13 protein-coding genes are annotated in these 16,469 nt (G+C 65.5%); 4 read left to right on the top strand and 9 right to left on the bottom strand.

Annotation, left to right across the window (positions count from 1 at the left end; translation table 11 throughout):
- Positions 1–15 precede the first annotated feature (15 nt).
- On the bottom strand, positions 16–264 hold the full coding sequence (locus AB3X95_RS33875) for a hypothetical protein (RefSeq protein ID WP_176122555.1): 249 nt from the start codon (positions 262–264) through the stop codon (positions 16–18).
- 264 nt (positions 265–528) lie between these two features.
- Complete coding sequence (locus tag AB3X95_RS33870) at positions 529–867, bottom strand: BON domain-containing protein (protein ID WP_176122554.1); 339 nt, start codon at positions 865–867, stop codon at positions 529–531.
- A 555-nt stretch (positions 868–1,422) separates the two neighbouring features.
- On the opposite strand from AB3X95_RS33870, the gene AB3X95_RS33865 reads away from it, so the two are divergent.
- The 3 genes from AB3X95_RS33865 (at position 1,423) to AB3X95_RS33855 (ending at position 4,833) form a co-directional block, all read left to right on the top strand.
- Positions 1,423–2,826, top strand: coding sequence for a TAXI family TRAP transporter solute-binding subunit (locus tag AB3X95_RS33865; RefSeq protein WP_176367662.1), 1,404 nt, complete (start codon positions 1,423–1,425; stop codon positions 2,824–2,826).
- Between the two features lie 161 nt (positions 2,827–2,987).
- Complete coding sequence (locus tag AB3X95_RS33860; RefSeq protein ID WP_176122552.1) at positions 2,988–3,647, top strand: 2-hydroxychromene-2-carboxylate isomerase; 660 nt, start codon at positions 2,988–2,990, stop codon at positions 3,645–3,647.
- A gap of 202 nt (positions 3,648–3,849) precedes the next feature.
- Positions 3,850–4,833 (top strand): LysR substrate-binding domain-containing protein, encoded by a 984-nt coding sequence (locus AB3X95_RS33855; RefSeq protein WP_368623555.1) that lies wholly within the window; start codon positions 3,850–3,852, stop codon positions 4,831–4,833.
- A 66-nt stretch (positions 4,834–4,899) separates the two neighbouring features.
- Here AB3X95_RS33855 and xdhC read toward each other — a convergent pair whose 3' ends face one another.
- The 3 genes from xdhC to xdhA are packed head-to-tail and all read right to left on the bottom strand — an operon-like array spanning position 4,900 to position 9,461.
- Entirely contained in the window at positions 4,900–5,511 is a 612-nt protein-coding gene (gene xdhC / locus AB3X95_RS33850) for a xanthine dehydrogenase accessory protein XdhC (protein ID WP_368623590.1), read from the bottom strand.
- Between the two features lie 28 nt (positions 5,512–5,539).
- Positions 5,540–7,909 (bottom strand): xanthine dehydrogenase molybdopterin binding subunit, encoded by a 2,370-nt coding sequence (gene xdhB / locus AB3X95_RS33845; RefSeq protein ID WP_368623554.1) that lies wholly within the window; start codon positions 7,907–7,909, stop codon positions 5,540–5,542.
- Positions 7,910–7,943: 34 nt separating this feature from the next.
- Positions 7,944–9,461 (bottom strand): xanthine dehydrogenase small subunit, encoded by a 1,518-nt coding sequence (gene xdhA, locus AB3X95_RS33840; RefSeq protein ID WP_368623553.1) that lies wholly within the window; start codon positions 9,459–9,461, stop codon positions 7,944–7,946.
- Between the two features lie 388 nt (positions 9,462–9,849).
- On the opposite strand from xdhA, the gene AB3X95_RS33835 reads away from it, so the two are divergent.
- Complete coding sequence (locus AB3X95_RS33835; RefSeq protein ID WP_176122610.1) at positions 9,850–11,061, top strand: MFS transporter; 1,212 nt, start codon at positions 9,850–9,852, stop codon at positions 11,059–11,061.
- A gap of 19 nt (positions 11,062–11,080) precedes the next feature.
- Here AB3X95_RS33835 and AB3X95_RS33830 read toward each other — a convergent pair whose 3' ends face one another.
- The 4 genes from AB3X95_RS33830 to AB3X95_RS33815 form a co-directional block, all read right to left on the bottom strand.
- Positions 11,081–12,370 (bottom strand): oligosaccharide flippase family protein, encoded by a 1,290-nt coding sequence (locus AB3X95_RS33830; RefSeq protein ID WP_176122547.1) that lies wholly within the window; start codon positions 12,368–12,370, stop codon positions 11,081–11,083.
- A 24-nt stretch (positions 12,371–12,394) separates the two neighbouring features.
- Positions 12,395–14,131, bottom strand: coding sequence for a hypothetical protein (locus AB3X95_RS33825; protein ID WP_368623552.1), 1,737 nt, complete (start codon positions 14,129–14,131; stop codon positions 12,395–12,397).
- A gap of 57 nt (positions 14,132–14,188) precedes the next feature.
- Complete coding sequence (locus AB3X95_RS33820) at positions 14,189–15,106, bottom strand: glycosyltransferase family 2 protein (RefSeq protein WP_184225965.1); 918 nt, start codon at positions 15,104–15,106, stop codon at positions 14,189–14,191.
- A gap of 157 nt (positions 15,107–15,263) precedes the next feature.
- Entirely contained in the window at positions 15,264–16,469 is a 1,206-nt protein-coding gene (locus AB3X95_RS33815; RefSeq protein WP_368623551.1) for a hypothetical protein, read from the bottom strand.

Below are 16,469 nucleotides of genomic sequence, written 5' to 3'. Positions count from 1 at the left end.
CGCCGTGACCGCTGTCTATTTGAAAAACCGGCTGGTCAGATCCGCCTCGAACTGCCGGACCCACTGACCGTGGCCGTCGCGATACGACCGTGACCAGTCGACACGCCGCACGGTGACGACGCGTTCGTGCGCCGGCTCACCGGGTGCCGCGCTCGCGCTGATCTCGAAATGCGCGGGCGCGAAACCGTGTCTTGCGCACACCAGTTCGAATGCCGCGCGATCGCCGATCGGCAGATCGATGTAGCGAAACTGCGTGGTTTGCATGAGCTTGGCTCCCCGTTCCCTCTTCGTCACAGTACCCCGCGCGATGCATCGGTAATGTGCCGCAGCGCACGAAGCAGGGACAGCCGCGCCTCGATCAGCACCTGTGCGTGCGGCAAGCCTCATTGCTGCGGTCCCGCAAACCTCGCCCGTCTCGCGCCCAAAACCGGCGACGAAAAAAAAGCTCCGGCGAAAATGCCGGAGCCTCCGAATCGATTGATAGACCTCGCGACGCGGGCCTTGCGGCGCCGCGCGCACGCGCACCGCTTACTGTTGCTTCGCCGTCAGCTTGTTGGTCACCGACGTCACGCCCTCGACGCCCTTGGCGGCTTCGCCAGCCTTATCGGCCTGGCCCTGGTCCGGCACCGTGCCGGTCAGCGTCACGGCACCGCCACGCGCGCGCACGGCGATGTGCGACACGTCGAGACCCTGGGTCTTGGTCAGCGCGTGGCGCACCTTACGGCCAAGTTCGTGATTCGCTGCCTTGCCGGCCTTGACGGTGGCTGCCGCCGACGCCGTATCTGGAGCGTTCTGGGCGTAGACGCTGCACGCCGCCACCATCGCCACGACCGCACCCAGTGTTTTCAGAAAACCGACCGTTTTCATAGCTCTCTTCTCCTTGGTTTCACATTGGACCGCATCAACAAGCGGCTTCGTTACGACTACGGGCGGCCGTCATCGCGCGAACGCGCGCGTGCGCGACGGCCATCAACGTCTGACACGATGTGCAAGAGGCGAGAGAGGCTGATTACCGGTAATCGGTAACCTGCAAACCGCGAAGTCCGCCGACGTGCCCGGTTCTTGTCCGTCTTGCCGGGATATCGCCGCAAACGTTGGATCGCGGTAGCGATGCACAATTTAATCTAGCCGGCACAGAAGCGCAAAGGGTTTAGCGCGCGGCGTGGCGCACCGACAGCGGCTGCGTCATGCTTGCCGGATAAATACGGACACGCTCCGTGGTCGCGCAAAAATTGCCTGGGCGTCGTGCTGGCGGGCACCCGCGACGCTCACCATTTGTTACGCGTTTGTCGGCGCGACGGGCGGCTACGCGATTCGCGGCCGTGCCAATCTCAGGTACCATCGGCGCGACGCGTGCTGGCGCGCCGCCCAAGCCGCCTGCGCGCATTCGAGCCCGACCGACCGCCGTTTTCAGAAGATCCGATGAAGCCTGACACCGGCCGCAGCCGCCCTACCCGTCTCGTCGCCCGTTTTGTCGCGATCTCGTGGCGCGACCTGGCGGTCTCGTTCGGCCCGCTCGTGCTGCTCGTGATCGTCGCGATCTGGGCCGCCGTGCGGCTGATCCAGCCCGCCCCGCCAAATACGCTGACGATTAGCGCCGGCCCGGTCGGCAGCACTTTCTGGATCGCCGCGCAGAAGTACAAGGCGATCCTCGCGCGCAACCGCATCACGCTGAACGTGCTGGCCTCGCAGGGCTCGCAGGAAAATCTGAAGCGGCTGTTGGACCCCAACGCCAACGTCGATGTCGGCTTTGTGCAGAGCGGCATCGCGCCCGCCGCGGCCGACAAGGACAAAAGCCTGATGTCGCTCGGCAGCGTCGCTTACGTGCCGCTCGCGATCTTCTATCGCGGCGCGCCGGTCGACTGGCTGTCCGGCTTCAAGGGCGAGCGCCTCGCGATCGGCCCCGAGGGCAGCGGCACGCGCGAACTCGCTCTCGCGCTGCTGAAGGCCAACGGCATCGTGCCGGGCGGCCCGACCCAACTGTTGCCGCTGACGGGCGACGCAGCCGCCGACGCGCTGATCGACGGCACGATCGACGCGACCTTCCTCGCCGGCGACTCGGCGCAGCCGGCCGTGATGGGCAAGCTCTACCGCACGCAGAACGTGCGCTTCTACGATTTCTCGCAGGCCGACGCGTACACGCGTCGCTTTCCGTACCTGACGCAGCTGAAGGTGCCGATGGGCGCGTTCGACCTCGGCAAGAACCTGCCGGCGAACTCGATCAGCATCGTCGCGCCGACCGCCGAGCTGATCGCGCGCGATTCGCTGCATCCGGCGCTGTCGGATCTGCTGATCGAAGCCGCGCGCGAGGTGCACGGCGGCGCGACGACGATGCAGCGCGCCGGTGAATTTCCGGCGCCGCTCGCGCACGACTTCCCGCTGTCCGACGATGCCGCGCGCTACTACAAGTCGGGCAAGAGCTTCCTGTACCGGACCCTGCCGTTCTGGATCGCGAGCCTCGCGGACCGCCTGCTGGTGATCGTCGTGCCCCTGATCGTGCTGCTGGTGCCGGCGCTGCGCGTCGTGCCGGGCTTGTACGCGTGGCGCGTCAAGTCGCGCATCTATCGCTGGTACGGCGCGCTGATCGCGATCGAGCGCAGCGCGCTCAGCGAACACTCGTCGGCCGAACGCGCGTCGCTGATCGAGCGGCTCGACACGATCGAAGACTCGGTCAACGGCATGAAGATGCCGCTCGCGTACGCGGACCAGTTCTACGTGCTGCGCGAGCACATCGGCTTCGTGCGGCGGCGGCTCATGACAAGCCGCGACACGCCGGGCGGGCTGGACGAAGCCGACGAGCAGGCGGCCGATCAAGTCAAAGGCTGAGCGCGCGCCGGCGACACCGCCTGACCCCGCACCCGCCGCCCTCCACCAGGGGATATCGACCGGTGCAAGCCGGGAGCGCACCGCGTAAGATCGCTACAATTTTGATGAGATAACGGACGCACCCTCCGCTCCGTCCGACCCAGGCAAACCGGGAGACCTTTATGACCGTTGGCATCGACGCCCAACAGCCGCTGTGGTTTTACGATTTCGTCTCGCCGTTCACCTACCTGTTGCTCGAGCAACACGACAAATGGCCCGGCATGGACTTCGCATTCACGCCGGTCGTGCTGAACGATCTGTATCGCCACTGGGGCCAGCGCTCCGCGTACAGCGTGCCCGCCAAGCGCACCTTCATGTACCGGCATGCGCTGTTTCGCGCGGAGCAGCTCGGCATTCCGTACAAGATGCCGCCCGCTCATCCGTTCGATTCGATGAAACCGCTGCTGCTCGCGACCGCCGCGAACGGCGACGTGCAATTCGTGCGCGAGATTTTCCGCTTCATCTGGCGCGACGGGCGCGACCCGTCGAGCGACGAAGCGTTCGCCGAACTGTGCGAACGCGTCGGCAAGCCGGACGGCCCCGAGCTGATCCAGGACGAAGCGGTGAAGGCGCAACTGCGGCGCAATACCGCCGATGCGATCGACCTCGGCGTCTATGGCGTGCCGACGTTTCGTCTGAACGACCAGCTGTTCTGGGGCGAGGACGCGCTGCCGATGGTGCTCTACTGCGCGCGCACGCCGAACTGGCTCGAATCGCGCGAAGTGAAGCGGATCAGTTCGTTGCCGTGGGGCCTCGCGGACGAGCCGGCACCGGCGCCATAACACGGCGGCGGCAGCGCGCCGCGCCGCGGCTGCGGCTTCCGCCCGAACGAAGCGCCGCCGGCACGCGCCGCGCTGATGCCGGCCATACCGCGCCCGCTATGCCGCCGACGCGCAAACGGGCCTAAGGTTATAAGCTTTCGCACCCCACGCGCTCGCCGCGCGGCGAGCCGATCGGCTGCGCCCGCGTCACCACGCTTCGACCATGGACGACACCGCCGCTTCACTCGATATCTGGCTCGTGCGCGTGCTGCGCACGCTTCTCGTCGAGCGCAGCGTCACGCAGACCGCGATGCGGCTGAACCAGACCCAGCCCGCGATCAGCACCGCACTGCGCAAGCTGCGCGAAACGCTCGGTGATCCGATTCTGGTGCGCGGCAAGTCGGGCATGGTGCCGACCGAATACGGCGAGTCGCTGCTCGCGGCCGCGCAGCGCGTGCTGCGCGATGTCGATTTCGTCGCGACGCCGCACGGCGATTTCGACCCGGGCCGCTCACGCCGCACGTTTCGCGTCGCCGCGCCCGACTATCTGAACGACTTCTTCATGCCGACCGTGATCGCGCGATTTCGCGAAGCGGCGCCGCATGCGCGGCTGGAAATCGAATCGCTGGGGCCGCTGCTCGATCATTCGGCCGCGCTCGACGCCGGCGAACTCGATCTCGTGATCGGCAACTGGCCGAAGCCCGATCCGCGCTTCGAGCGCAGCGACCTGTTCGCCGATACCGTCGTGTGCATGATGCGCGCGGACCATCCGCTCGCGCGCGAGCCGCTCACGCGCGACGCCTATCTGGCCGCGCCGCATCTGGCGCCGACACCGTACAGCGGCACGCGCGGCGGCGCGATCGATACCGGCTTCGCGCGCGCGAAGGCGAGCCGGCGCATCGTCGCTACGCTGCCCTACTTCGGGCTCGTCGCGCAGACGCTTCTGCAATCTGATCTGATCTTCACGACCACGCGGCGCTTCGCGATGCACTACGCGAGCATGCTGCCGCTCGCGGTCGTCGATGTGCCGATCGCGTTTCCGCGCATCCGCTGCTATCAGTTGTGGCATCCGCAGCCGGATCGGCCGAGCGATATCGGCTGGCTGAGGACGTTGATGTCCGAGGTGTCGAGTGAGCTGGTCGCGCGCAAGACGCCGCGCGTGAAGACGCGACAGCGGGGCCAACAACAACCGTCCAGCGGCAAATAAAGAAGGGGGACGGCGCGTGAGCCCGTCCCCTTTCGAACCCTCGCGCAAACCGCTGCGCCGGGTGGCCTAAGCCATGATCTGCTCCGTTGCGCGGATCTGGCTCGCGGCCCGCTGTGTCCTCACCCGCAGCAGTTGCGCGCACACCGCGATCGCGATCGCCGCGGGCGCCTTGTCGACGATGCCTTCGACGCCGATCGGACAGGTCATCTCCGCGAGCCGCTCCAGCTCCACGCCGCGTTCGAGCAGACGCCGCTCGAACTTCACGCGCTTCGTCTTCGAGCCGATCATGCCGAAGTAGCTGAAATCGCGCCGTCGCATGATGCGCGCGGCCAGCGAAAAATCGAGCGCATGGTTGTGCGTCATCACCAGAAACCACGCGCCGGGCGGCGCCGCGTCGACGATCGCATCGGGTGTGTCGGTCGCTTCGACCTGCACGTTGGGCGGCGTTTCGTCAGGGAACAGCTCGTCGCGTTCGTCGACCCACTGGACCACGCACGGCAGGCTGCCAAGCAGTTGCACGAGCGCATGGCCGACATGCCCCGCGCCGAACAGCACGATGTGCATCGGCGCGGGCCGCGGTGCCAGTTCGGACGCGACGCTACGCCGGCCGATCCGCACCGGTGCGGCATTGTCGATGGCGCCGGTGCCGTTCAGATAATTGTTCAGGCGTGCTTCCATCTCGCGCTCCCGTTCGTCCGCCATCGCATCAAGCCTGCCGCGCGGCCGCGGTCGCGGCGCGCACCGCTCCGACCGCCTTCAGGATTTCCTCGCTGGTCGCGGGCGCATTAAGCGGCGGATTGACCTGGTGCCCGCCCACCGCCGACACCGCGTCGCGCACCGCGAAGAACACCGAGAACGGCAGCAGCAGCGGCGGTTCGCCGGTCGCCTTCGAACGATGGATGCTGTCCTCCACGTTGCGGTTCTTGAACAGCTTCACGTTGAAGACCGGCGGCACGTCGTTGACGGTCGGGATCTTGTACGTCGACGGCGCGTGCGTCATCAGCTTGCCGCCCGCGTTCCACCACAGCTCCTCGGTGGTGAGCCAGCCCATGCCCTGAATGAACGCGCCCTCCACCTGGCCCACGTCGAGCGCCGGATTCAGCGAGGCGCCCACGTCGTGCAACGCATCGGCGCGCAGCACGCGCATTTCGCCGGTCAGCGTGTCGATCACGACTTCCGATACCGCCGCGCCGTACGAGTAGTAATAGAACGGCCGGCCTTGCAGCTTCGACTGATTCCAGTAGAGCTTCGGTGTCGCGTAGAAACCGTCGGACCATAGCTGGATACGCGCGAGATAAGCCTTCGCGATCACTTCCTCGAACGGCACGGCGAGCTCGCCGACCACCACGCGATCATGCGCGAAGCGCACGTCGCGCGCGGTCACGCTGCCCGCGCCGTAGCGCTCGGCCGCAAAAGCGGCGAGCCGCTCGCGCAACTGGCGCGCGGCGTCCTGCGCGGCTTTGCCGTTCAGATCGGAGCCGGTCGAAGCAGCCGTCGCCGACGTATTGGCGACCTTGCTCGTATCGGTCGCGGTCACGCGAATGCGCTTGAAGCCGACGCCGAGTTCATGCGCGACGACCTGCGCGACCTTGGTGTTCAGCCCCTGGCCCATTTCGGTGCCGCCGTGATTCACGAGCACCGAGCCGTCGGTGTAGATATGGACGAGCGCGCCGGCCTGATTGAAGTGCGTGACGTTGAACGCGATGCCGAACTTCACCGGCGTCAGCGCGAGGCCCTTCTTGAGGATCTCGTTGTTCGCGTTGAATGCGTCGATCTCCTTGCGGCGCGCGCGATAGTCGCTGGTCGCTTCCAGTTCGTCGATCAGTTCGTGAATCACGTTGTCTTCGACCATCTGGCCGTACGGCGTCTCGTTGCGCTCGGTCTTGCCGTACAGATTGCGGCGGCGCACGTCGAGCGCATCGATGCCGCACGAGCGCGCGACGTTGTCGAGGATGTACTCGATCGCGAATGCGCCTTGCGGACCGCCGAAGCCGCGAAACGCCGTGTTCGACTGCGTGTTGGTCTTGCCGCAGAAGCCGTCGATCGATACATCCGACAGCCAGTACGCGTTGTCGAAGTGGCACAGCGCGCGCGTCATCACCGGGCCCGACAGGTCCGCGGAAAAACCGCAGCGCGAGGTCATGTCGACCGCGACGCCTTCGATCACGCCGTCTTCGTCGTAACCGACTTCGTACGTGTAGTGGAAATCGTGGCGCTTGCCGGTCACCATCATGTCGTCGTCGCGATCGGGGCGCAGCTTGACCGGGCACAGCAGCTTCCATGCGGCGAGCGCGGCGCAGCAGGCGAACAGCGCCGACTGCGATTCCTTGCCGCCGAACCCGCCGCCCATGCGCCGGCATTCGATCAACACGTTATGCGATGCAACGCCCAACGTGTGCGCGACGAGGTGCTGCATTTCGCTCGGATGCTGGGTCGAGCAGTAGACGTGCATGCCGTCGTCATCTTTCGGCACCGCGTACGAGATCTGCCCTTCCAGATAGAACTGCTCCTGGCCGCCGAGCAGCATCTCGCCGGCCTCGCGATGCGCGGCGCGCGCGATCTTCGTGCCGGCGTCGCCGCGCGCAAGCTTCATCGGCGGCAGCACGAACTGGTTCGCGGCGCGCGCCTGCTGCGCGGTCAGTACCGCCGGCAGTTCCTCGTAGACCACCTCGGCGCGCCGCGCGCCGAGCCGCGCGGCCTCATGCGAGCTGGCGACCACGATGAACATCGGCTGGCCGACGTATTGCACGACGCCGTCGGCGAGGATCGGATCGTCGCCATGAACGATCGGGCCGACGTCGTTGGCGCCGGGGATGTCGTCGGCGGTGAAGACCGCGACCACGCCGGGCGTCGCGCGCACCCGGTCGAATGCGATCGACACGATCTTCGCGTGCGCCTTCGCCGACAGCCCAAGCGCCGCGTGCAGCGTGCCGGCCACTTCGGGGATGTCGTCGGTGTAGGTCGCGCGGCCGCTCACGTGCAGATGCGCGGACTCGTGCGGACGCGACACATGCACCTGGGTGAACTCGTCGAGATCCTGAAGCTCTTTCAGGAACGGTTCGGCTTGCTGGTTCATTGTTAGGTTCTCCGTATCCGTGGACGCGCGGCGCTCAAACGCTCGCGCCGGCCGGCGCGACCGCGCGCACATCGAGCGCGCTCTTCGGCAGCGGCTCGTGCGCGCGCGTTTCGAGCCAGAAGCGGTACAGCGTGTTCTTCGCCGCTTCGAGGCGGTAGTCGCTGGTCGCGCGCATGTCGGTGAGCGGCGCATAGTCGTTGCCGAGCGCGAGCATTGCGGCTTGTGCGGTCGCCTCGTGCCAAGCGGCGTCGCGCAGCACGGCTTCGGCATTGAGCGCGCGCTTCGGCGTCGCGGCCATACCGCCGAACGCGATGCGCGGCTCGCGGATCACGTCGCCGTCGGCGATGAACGAAAACGCCGCGCACACGGCCGAGATATCCGAATCGAAGCGCTTCGACAGCTTGTAGGTGCGAAAGCGCAGATTCTTGCGCGCGCCGCCGCGCGCGGGCACCTTCAGGCCGACGACGAACTCGTGCTCGGCCATGTCCTTCTTCTGATACGCGAGGTACAGGTCTTCGAGCGGCATCTCGCGCTCGATGTCGCCGCCGCGCACGATCACGCGCGCGCCGAGCGCGATCAGCCCCGGCATCGAATCGCCGATCGGCGAGCCGTTCGCGATGTTGCCGCCGAGCGTGCCGGCGTTGCGGATCGGCAGCGACGCGAAGCGCTGCCACATTTCGGTCAGCTCCGGATACTGCTTCGCGATCTCGGCATACGCACCTTCGACGCTGACGCCGGCACCGATCTCGATCCACTCGTCATTGGTTTCGAGCTTTTGCAGCTCGGCGATCTGCCCGACGTAGACGAGGTTGCCGAGTTCGCGCATCTGCTTGGTGACCCACAGGCCGATATCGGTGCTGCCCGCGAGGATGCGCGCGGCCGGTTCCCGCTCCTTGAGCTGCGCGAGCGCCGCGACCGTGCGCGGCGCGGCGAAGCGCTGGCCCGCGTGCTCGTACTGGAACGTGTCGTCGCGTTCGAGCGTCGCGAGCGTGTCGGCGAGCGCCTTCACGTCGAGCGGCGCTTGCGGCGCGGGCGCGTCGAACATGCGCTCGGCCGCATCGAGGATCGGCCGGTAGCCGGTGCAGCGGCACAGGTTGCCGGTCAGCGCATTGCCGATCGCCTCGCGCGATGGCACCGTGCGGTTCGCGCAGCCGTGCTCGTGGCCGTGCTTCTCGTAGAGCGCCCACATCGACATGATGAAGCCCGGCGTGCAGAAGCCGCACTGCGAGCCGTGGCAATCGACCATCGCCTGCTGCACCGGATGGAGCGATCCGTCCGGCTGGCGCAGGTCTTCGACCGTGAACAGCGCGCGGCCGTCGAGCGTCGGCACGAACTGGATGCAGGCGTTGACCGCCTTGAAGTCGACGCCGCCCGCCGCGTTGCGCTCGCCGATCACGACGGTGCAGGCGCCGCAGTCGCCTTCGGCGCAGCCTTCCTTGGTGCCGGTGCAATGCGCGTCTTCGCGCAGATACTGCAGCACCGTACGGGTGACGGGCGCGTCCTGGATTTCGCGGATCGCGTTGCGGTGATAGAAGCGAATCGGCTCGGTCATGTCTCGGTGCTCTCGTCTGTTCGGTGTTCGCGCGGACACGCCGCGTCGATGGTTTGAAAGCTATCACCGTCAATAAACGCAACCCATAGCCTGAATCGCATGGGGGACATATTCGTGGCGCGATATAGAACTGGATTTGCGCGCGGCAACGCTTATGTTGCTCATGATATTTTTCCGTATTTTTATAGTTTTTGCGGATCAAACGACATGCTCTAGCGCGGCAAGCCAGCCGTCTCGCCAGAAAATCACGTGGCCACCGCGCGAAAACGGACCTTTATCGAGTCTCCACCCGCCATCAGTTCGTCCCATTTTTTAGGCAAGCCCTGCAAAGGAATCGGTTCCATGGGACAATCACGCCTCCTCGCCGATTTCAAGTCTCGTTTTCCCGATGTCCACCGACTCCGCGCCCGCCCGCAGCGAATTTGCGACGACCCTGCAAATCATTCCAGTCGTCTTTTTCACCTTTCTTTGCTACCTCGCGATCGGAATTCCGCTCGCGGTGCTGCCCGGCTACGTGCACGGCGACCTCGGCTACAGCGCGGTGCTGGCCGGCGCGGCGATCAGCGTGCAGTACCTCGCGACGCTCGCGTCTCGGCCGCTCGCGGGCCGCTCCGCCGATACGCTCGGGCCGAAGCGCACGGTATCGATCGGTCTGCTCGGCTGCGGCGCGAGTGGCGTGCTGCTGCTGCTCGCAGCGCTGGCCGGTTCCTGGCCGGTGCTGAGCCTCACGCTGCTGGTGTGCAGCCGCCTCGTGCTCGGTTTCGGCGAGAGTCTGTGCGGCACCGGCGCGATCCTGTGGGGGATCGGCCGGGTCGGCACGTCGAACAACGCCCGGGTCATTTCGTGGAACGGCATCGCAACCTACGGCGCGCTCGCAATCGGCGCGCCGCTCGGCGTGATGATCTCGCGCTCGATCGGCTTCACCGCGCTCGGCATCCTGGTGATCGCGCTGGCAGGGCTCGGCTATTACCTCGCGCGTCTGCTCGCGCCGGTGCCGGTCGTGCACGGCGAGCGGATGTCGTATCGCAGCGTGTTCACGCGCGTGCTGCCGCACGGTATGGGTCTCGCGCTCGGCTCGGCCGGCTTCGGTTCGATCGCCACCTTCATCACGCTGTTCTATGCGGCGAAGCACTGGCCGAACGCGGCGCTGTCGCTGACGCTGTTCGGCACGCTGTTCATCGGCGCGCGCCTGCTGTTCGCGAACACGATCAAGACCTACGGCGGCTTTCGCGTCGCGATCGCATCGTTTTCGTTCGAATGCGCGGGTCTGTTGATGCTGTGGCTCGCGCCCGAGCCGCATATCGCGCTCGCGGGCGCCGCGCTGACCGGCTTCGGCTTCGCACTGGTATTTCCGGCGCTCGGCGTCGAGGCGGTCGGGCTGGTGCCGCCGGCGAGCCGCGGCGCGGCACTGTCCGCGTACTCGGTGTTTCTCGATCTGTCGCTCGGCATCACCGGGCCGCTGGCGGGGTATATCGCCGGCGAGTTCGGTTATGGCTCCGTGTTCCTGTTCGCCGCGCTCGCGGCTGCCGCGGCGGTCGTGCTGTCGACGGTGCTGTATCTGCGCAACGCGAAAGTGACCAATCTGTCCACCGCGCAGTGAACACCGTCCGTCCCGGCGGCTAATCCCTCTCCGCGGCCATCTCCTGCTTGATCGCCGTCTGCGAGCGCACCGCGATCTGGCCGTGATTGATCCGGCTCGACACGTTGTACACGCCGATCAGCATGAACAGCTCGGTCGCGGCCACCGAGCACGCGGTGCCGACGCCGCCCCAGAAGTAGATGCTGATCGGCGCCTGCACCAGATGGAACAGCGCGCCGTAGAGATAGATCCGCTTCAGCAACGACTGATTGCCCGACGCGATCACCGTCAACATGACCTGGGTCGTCGTCATGCCTACAATTGCCGGCACGAACACGAGGACGCGCAAAATGCGGAACGTCTCGCCGAACGCCTCGCCGAGAAAACGTCCGACAAACCATTCGCCGAGCACCGTAAAGCCGACCAGAATCAGCACCGCCGACGCCGCGAACGCGAGCATGAAGCCGCGGTTGACCTTGTGGATATAGCCGAAGTCGTTGCGCTCGTACGCGACGCAGATCTTCGGAAAGAACGCCTGGATGGCCGGCGCCGTGCACGCGCGCAGCGCGTTGGTGAGTCGCTCGGCCGCCACGTAATAGCCGACCGCACCCGGGCCGCTGATCATGCGCAGCATGATCACGTTCGCGTACATGTACACGGACGTCAGCGCCGAGCCGAGAAAGATGTGATACGCCTCTTTCGCCTCGGCCATCACGTCGGCCCAACCGACCCGCACGGTCAGCAGAATCTCGCGCTTCCAGATCAGCGCGCCCATCAGGATCAAGCCGCACACGAAGGTCGGCGCATATTGCAGCGCGGCCGCGAGCATCACGTCGTCGCGAGTCTTCACGAACAGGAACAGCGGAATCAGCAGACCCACGCGTGTGGCGAGCAGCGTGCCCGCGAGCACCGGCAGGCGCTGCGTGCCTTCGTAGAAGCAGCCGGGCGTCAGCACGCCGCCCCAGATCACGAGCGAGCCGAGCAGCGTCGCACCGCGCTCCTGCGGCGACATGTGAGCGGCGAACGCCCAGACGACCAGCACCAGCGAGCACAGCAACGCGAGAATCGCGCGGCCGATCGTAGTCGACCAGTAGATGCGGTTCACGACGTGCGGATTGCCAATGTGCACCGCCACCTTGCGTGCGCTCGACAGGCCGAAGCCGAAGTCGACGATGACGAGAAGAATCTGCGAAATCGATTGCGCGTAACCGATCACACCCAACCCGGCCGGCCCAAGTACGTGCGACAGATACGGCAACGTAACGAGCGGCAGCACGTAGTTGAGCGCATACACCGAATACAGCGCGATGATGACGTTTCTCGTCGACACAATCGTCCTGTTTGCAGTTAAATCTCAAGTCGAAAAAACAGAATACGACACGAAAGCAGGTTCACTTAGTGCGACATCGATCTTGTTGTAGCGATCGTCTTCACTATTTGCGTTCAATACCGCGCTCTTCACCGCATTGCCGATCAGATTGCTCACGACGGTCTTGTAGTTGGCGTCGCTTGCGTCGGTTGCGAACAGGATTTCGGCGAGTAGAGCATGGCCGCGTGTTGCCGCGCGCAGCACCACGCGGCCCGAGGTCGAGCGCAGCACGTTGATCGAGATGCGCGTCGTCTCCTGCGACACCGTCTGGTCGCCGCAATGCAGTGCCGCCGCGACGCCGCCGCGTTCGTAGCCGACGCCGAGATTCAGCGCATGCACGAGGCTCGCGTCCTTGCCGCCCGCGATCGCGCCGCCGCCCGGATACGCCTTCGCGTAACCGACGATCGAATCGCCGGCGCGATCGCCGAAATTGCCCTGAATCGTGATGCCGTCGAGCGGCGTGCTGCCCGGCGCGGTCGAACTGCCGTACACGAACTGCGGGCCGTCGCAGCCGGCGTTCTCGTCGTCCTGGCCGGCCCGGTAGCGATTGCCGACGATCGTCGCGCCCTGCTGGTAGTCGATCTGGATGTGGCAGCTCTGACCGGGCGGCACATCGAGGTACGACGGATGGCCGCGCGTCGAGAACTTCCAGCGGCCGATCTTGCCGTCGCCGCCGCAACCGTTGCGCGAGAAGTAGTTGCCGTTCACCACCTTGCCCCAGTTGCCGCTCTTCATATAGACGCCGGCAAAGCCATTGCGATCGAACACCGCGCCGACGATCAGCGACTCCGCGCCGAGAATCACGCCATGACGCGCATTCCATTCCCAGCGTCCGCCAATCACCTGCCAGAAGTTGTCGACGATATCCGCGCCGGCCGTATGGCAGAACATGCCGATGCAGTTGATCAGCGAGCCGTCGGTGTGCTCGGTCGCGTAGAAGCCGCGCTCGCACATGTACGCATAGCAGCGCTCGAGCGTCGACGTGACGCCAAGCTCGTAGCCCGCGCGCGAAAAACCGATCGCGGTGCAACGACTCGCTCCGGCCGACGTGCCGAAGTGAATGCCGATCGCCGTGTTGCCGGTGTGCGCCGGATAGTTGGCGAGGTAGTAGATGACCTTGTCGTAATGCGCGGGCCGCACCTGCACATGCTCGACGAACGCCGAGTCGCCGAGCTTCAGCGCCGCCGACGTCGGGCCGCCCGCGTCCTGTCTCTCCAGCACGGTCGCCCCCATCGCGATGTCGGTGATCACCACGTATTCGCCGCCGCCGTCGCCGCGCAGTCTCGAACCGTTCGCGGTGGTCAAGTCGCCGGTGTAACGCCAGATGCCGCGCGGCAGATACAGCCCGCGCGCGCCGCTTGCGAACGCCTCCCGGAGTTCGGCGCCGACATCGTAGCCGGACGCACCGCGCTGGATCGCCGCCAGCCTGCGCGGATCGACGAAGCGCGCGACGCTGACCTCGAGTCCCGCGACGATGTCGCTGAGCGTCTTCAAGTAGCTCGGCGCGACCGGTTCCGATGCGGCACGCTCGGGCACGGACGCGGCGACGCGCAGGATGCCGCCTGCGCCGTCGGCCGCGCCGTTACCCACGGTCGCGAACGCGTCAGGCGCGCGCGGCGCGTGCCCGGTCGCGCGCGCGATGCCCAGATCGGCTGCGCTTGCACTGGCCCCGGCCAGGCCGCCGAGCAGGAACGTCTTGAGCGCCTGTCGCCGGGTTTTCATCTACCCCTCCCCCATTGCGTTACTCCTGCTTTTTTCACGTCGATACGGCGCGAGGCGTCACTCGACCGTGATGCTTTGCGCCTGCTCGGCGGCCGCCGCACGCGCGCTCACGGCGGCCATCGGGATCGGCAGCGCACGCGCCTTCGCGCCGCGCATCAGGCCCTGCACGCCTGGCGGCCTGAACAGCGGCACACGATACTTGCGGCTGAAGCGCCACAAGCTGTTCATATGCCGGCGTCCCGCCTTGCTGAGCAAGCCCGCTGCCGACGCGCGCTGATGCTCGTGCGTAAGCCGCGCGCCCGGCACGCACAGCACGCGGTAGCCCGCCTGCCAGATGCGCGCACAAAAATCGACATCCTCCATATAGAGGAAGAAGTGCTCGTCCATGCCGCCGAGTTCGCCGAACAATGCGCGCCGCACGATAAAGCCCGTGCCCAGCACCCACTCGGCTTCGAACGGCGTGCCCGCGGCCCACGCTTCGCGCATCATGTGGAGGTCGATGCGGCGCTTGAACACGCCGAGCCGCCCGAGCGGCGAGCGCCGGCCGAGTATGTCGAGCACCGAATAGAAGCGCCGCGCGGAAAACTGCCGTTCGCCATCTGGATAGACCAGATCGAGACCGACGAGGCCGACATCCTTCTCCGTCTCGAACAACTGCACCGCGTTCTCCAGCGATGTATCGACGAAATAGGTGTCCGGGTTCAGCACGAGCACGAGTTCGCGCAGACAACCGACCATGCCGAAATTGACGCCGGCTCCGAAGCCGCGATTGATCGACGTTTTGACGAGTCTTACTCCTGTCGGAAGCGTCTCCCTCAGATAGGAAAACGAATTGTCAGGTGAAGCGTTGTCCACTACGACGATGTCCTCCTTATCCGCAATCGAAAGTTCCAGCACGGAGCGCACGCACTTTCCGACCAGTTTCGGCGTGTTGTAATTGACGATCACCACACTGATCATTCCCTTCAGGTTCATCCCCACCTCCTGCTTTGCATCTGGTGTTCGTGGAATTACCCCCAAACACGGCTTTCCAGTTCGTTCACCATGCTTCGCGCTCGTCGCGCGCACTATCGACTACCCACTGCTCGTCCGCGCGATGCGGACGATCTGGCATGCACTGCCTTGCGGTTCGCTACGCGCTGTTTCGACGCGGTCCGTCCACGTAATCGAACACCGGCAATGTCATCAGGATGAAGACAAACGGAATCACTTCGATCGATTGATAGAAGAGCGTTTGAAATAAAGCGGCCCATACACACAACGCAATCCGGCTTGCGCTGCTCACGAGTTTCGTCACCGATATCAGCACGCCGTAATAGAAGATCGCGCCCATCAGGCCGATATTCAGAATCTGCTGCAGCACGCTCGATTCGACGACGCCGAACTCCTGTTTCACCGGTTCTGGCGCCGAGTTCGTGACCAGCCCGAAGTACGTGCCCGCGATCGCGTTGACCGGCAATACGAGCGACTTGGCCTTTTCCCATGCTTCGGTGCGGCCGTCGTTGCCGTCCGATTGCAGGTCGGTCGCGCCGATGATTCGTTCGGTGCCGACGTTGACGACACTATCGTTCTGACTGCTCACCGCGACGCCGAAGATCATGATCGCCATCGTCGCGAAGATAGTGGCAACGATCAGCTTCGCGTTTCTCGTGATGAACTGGATCGGTCCCTGCACGAACGCGAGCCCGAATGTGCCGAGAACGATCAGCATGCCGCTGCGCGACAGTGCCGAGAAAATCGCGAAACTTAGCACCACGCATGCGAGGCCCGACAGCACGTTCTTGCGCACCAGATAGTCGACGCCGCACAGCGACGCGGCAATCGCGACGAACAGCGGGTAATGCAGATAGCTGCCGGTCAGTGACGGCGCGCGCAGATTGTCGAAGCCATAAGTCGCGCCGGGCAGATCGATCGGGAACACGTTCTGCTGCTGCGCGAGCGCGACGCCCGCCTCGATCAGCGCGATCAGCACGAGCCCGACATAGGCGAAGCGGGGCCGCACGAAACGCCTTTGATAGTTCGAGATCGCGTAGAAATAGATGAACAGCGTGAACACGAAGACGAGCAGATAGGCCGGCCCGAGCTGATCGGTGAGCGCGAGCGTCGCGACGATCGACAGCCCGATTGCGAACAGCATGCCCAAGAGCAAGCCGAACGACAGGCGTCCTTCGTCTCGGAAGTAAGCGGCGATCGCCGTCGGCGAGAGGTACCACACGAGCAGCCCGACGATGCCGCCGACCTGGATCAGATAGGCGGCGTCCTTGCCGATCAGATACTCGAGCACGCCGCGCGATGCGCACAGCACGACGGCCAGCAGATAGGCGATGGTGGCGATCAT

It is taken from the genome of Paraburkholderia sp. BR13444 (genome assembly GCF_040948755.1).
Lineage (GTDB): Bacteria > Pseudomonadota > Gammaproteobacteria > Burkholderiales > Burkholderiaceae > Paraburkholderia > Paraburkholderia youngii.
This window is presented reverse-complemented; position numbering and strand designations above follow the sequence as displayed.

Coding starts and splice junctions, on each gene's coding strand:
- AB3X95_RS33875 (WP_176122555.1), bottom strand. CDS start 264: ATGCAAACCACGCAGTTTCGCTACATCGATCTGCCGATCGGCGATCGC.
- AB3X95_RS33870 (WP_176122554.1), bottom strand. CDS start 867: ATGAAAACGGTCGGTTTTCTGAAAACACTGGGTGCGGTCGTGGCGATG.
- AB3X95_RS33865 (WP_176367662.1), top strand. CDS start 1,423: ATGAAGCCTGACACCGGCCGCAGCCGCCCTACCCGTCTCGTCGCCCGT.
- AB3X95_RS33860 (WP_176122552.1), top strand. CDS start 2,988: ATGACCGTTGGCATCGACGCCCAACAGCCGCTGTGGTTTTACGATTTC.
- AB3X95_RS33855 (WP_368623555.1), top strand. CDS start 3,850: ATGGACGACACCGCCGCTTCACTCGATATCTGGCTCGTGCGCGTGCTG.
- xdhC (WP_368623590.1), bottom strand. CDS start 5,511: ATGGAAGCACGCCTGAACAATTATCTGAACGGCACCGGCGCCATCGAC.
- xdhB (WP_368623554.1), bottom strand. CDS start 7,909: ATGAACCAGCAAGCCGAACCGTTCCTGAAAGAGCTTCAGGATCTCGAC.
- xdhA (WP_368623553.1), bottom strand. CDS start 9,461: ATGACCGAGCCGATTCGCTTCTATCACCGCAACGCGATCCGCGAAATC.
- AB3X95_RS33835 (WP_176122610.1), top strand. CDS start 9,850: ATGTCCACCGACTCCGCGCCCGCCCGCAGCGAATTTGCGACGACCCTG.
- AB3X95_RS33825 (WP_368623552.1), bottom strand. CDS start 14,131: ATGAAAACCCGGCGACAGGCGCTCAAGACGTTCCTGCTCGGCGGCCTG.
- AB3X95_RS33820 (WP_184225965.1), bottom strand. CDS start 15,106: ATGAACCTGAAGGGAATGATCAGTGTGGTGATCGTCAATTACAACACG.
- AB3X95_RS33815 (WP_368623551.1), bottom strand. CDS start 16,469: ATGATCGCCACCATCGCCTATCTGCTGGCCGTCGTGCTGTGCGCATCG.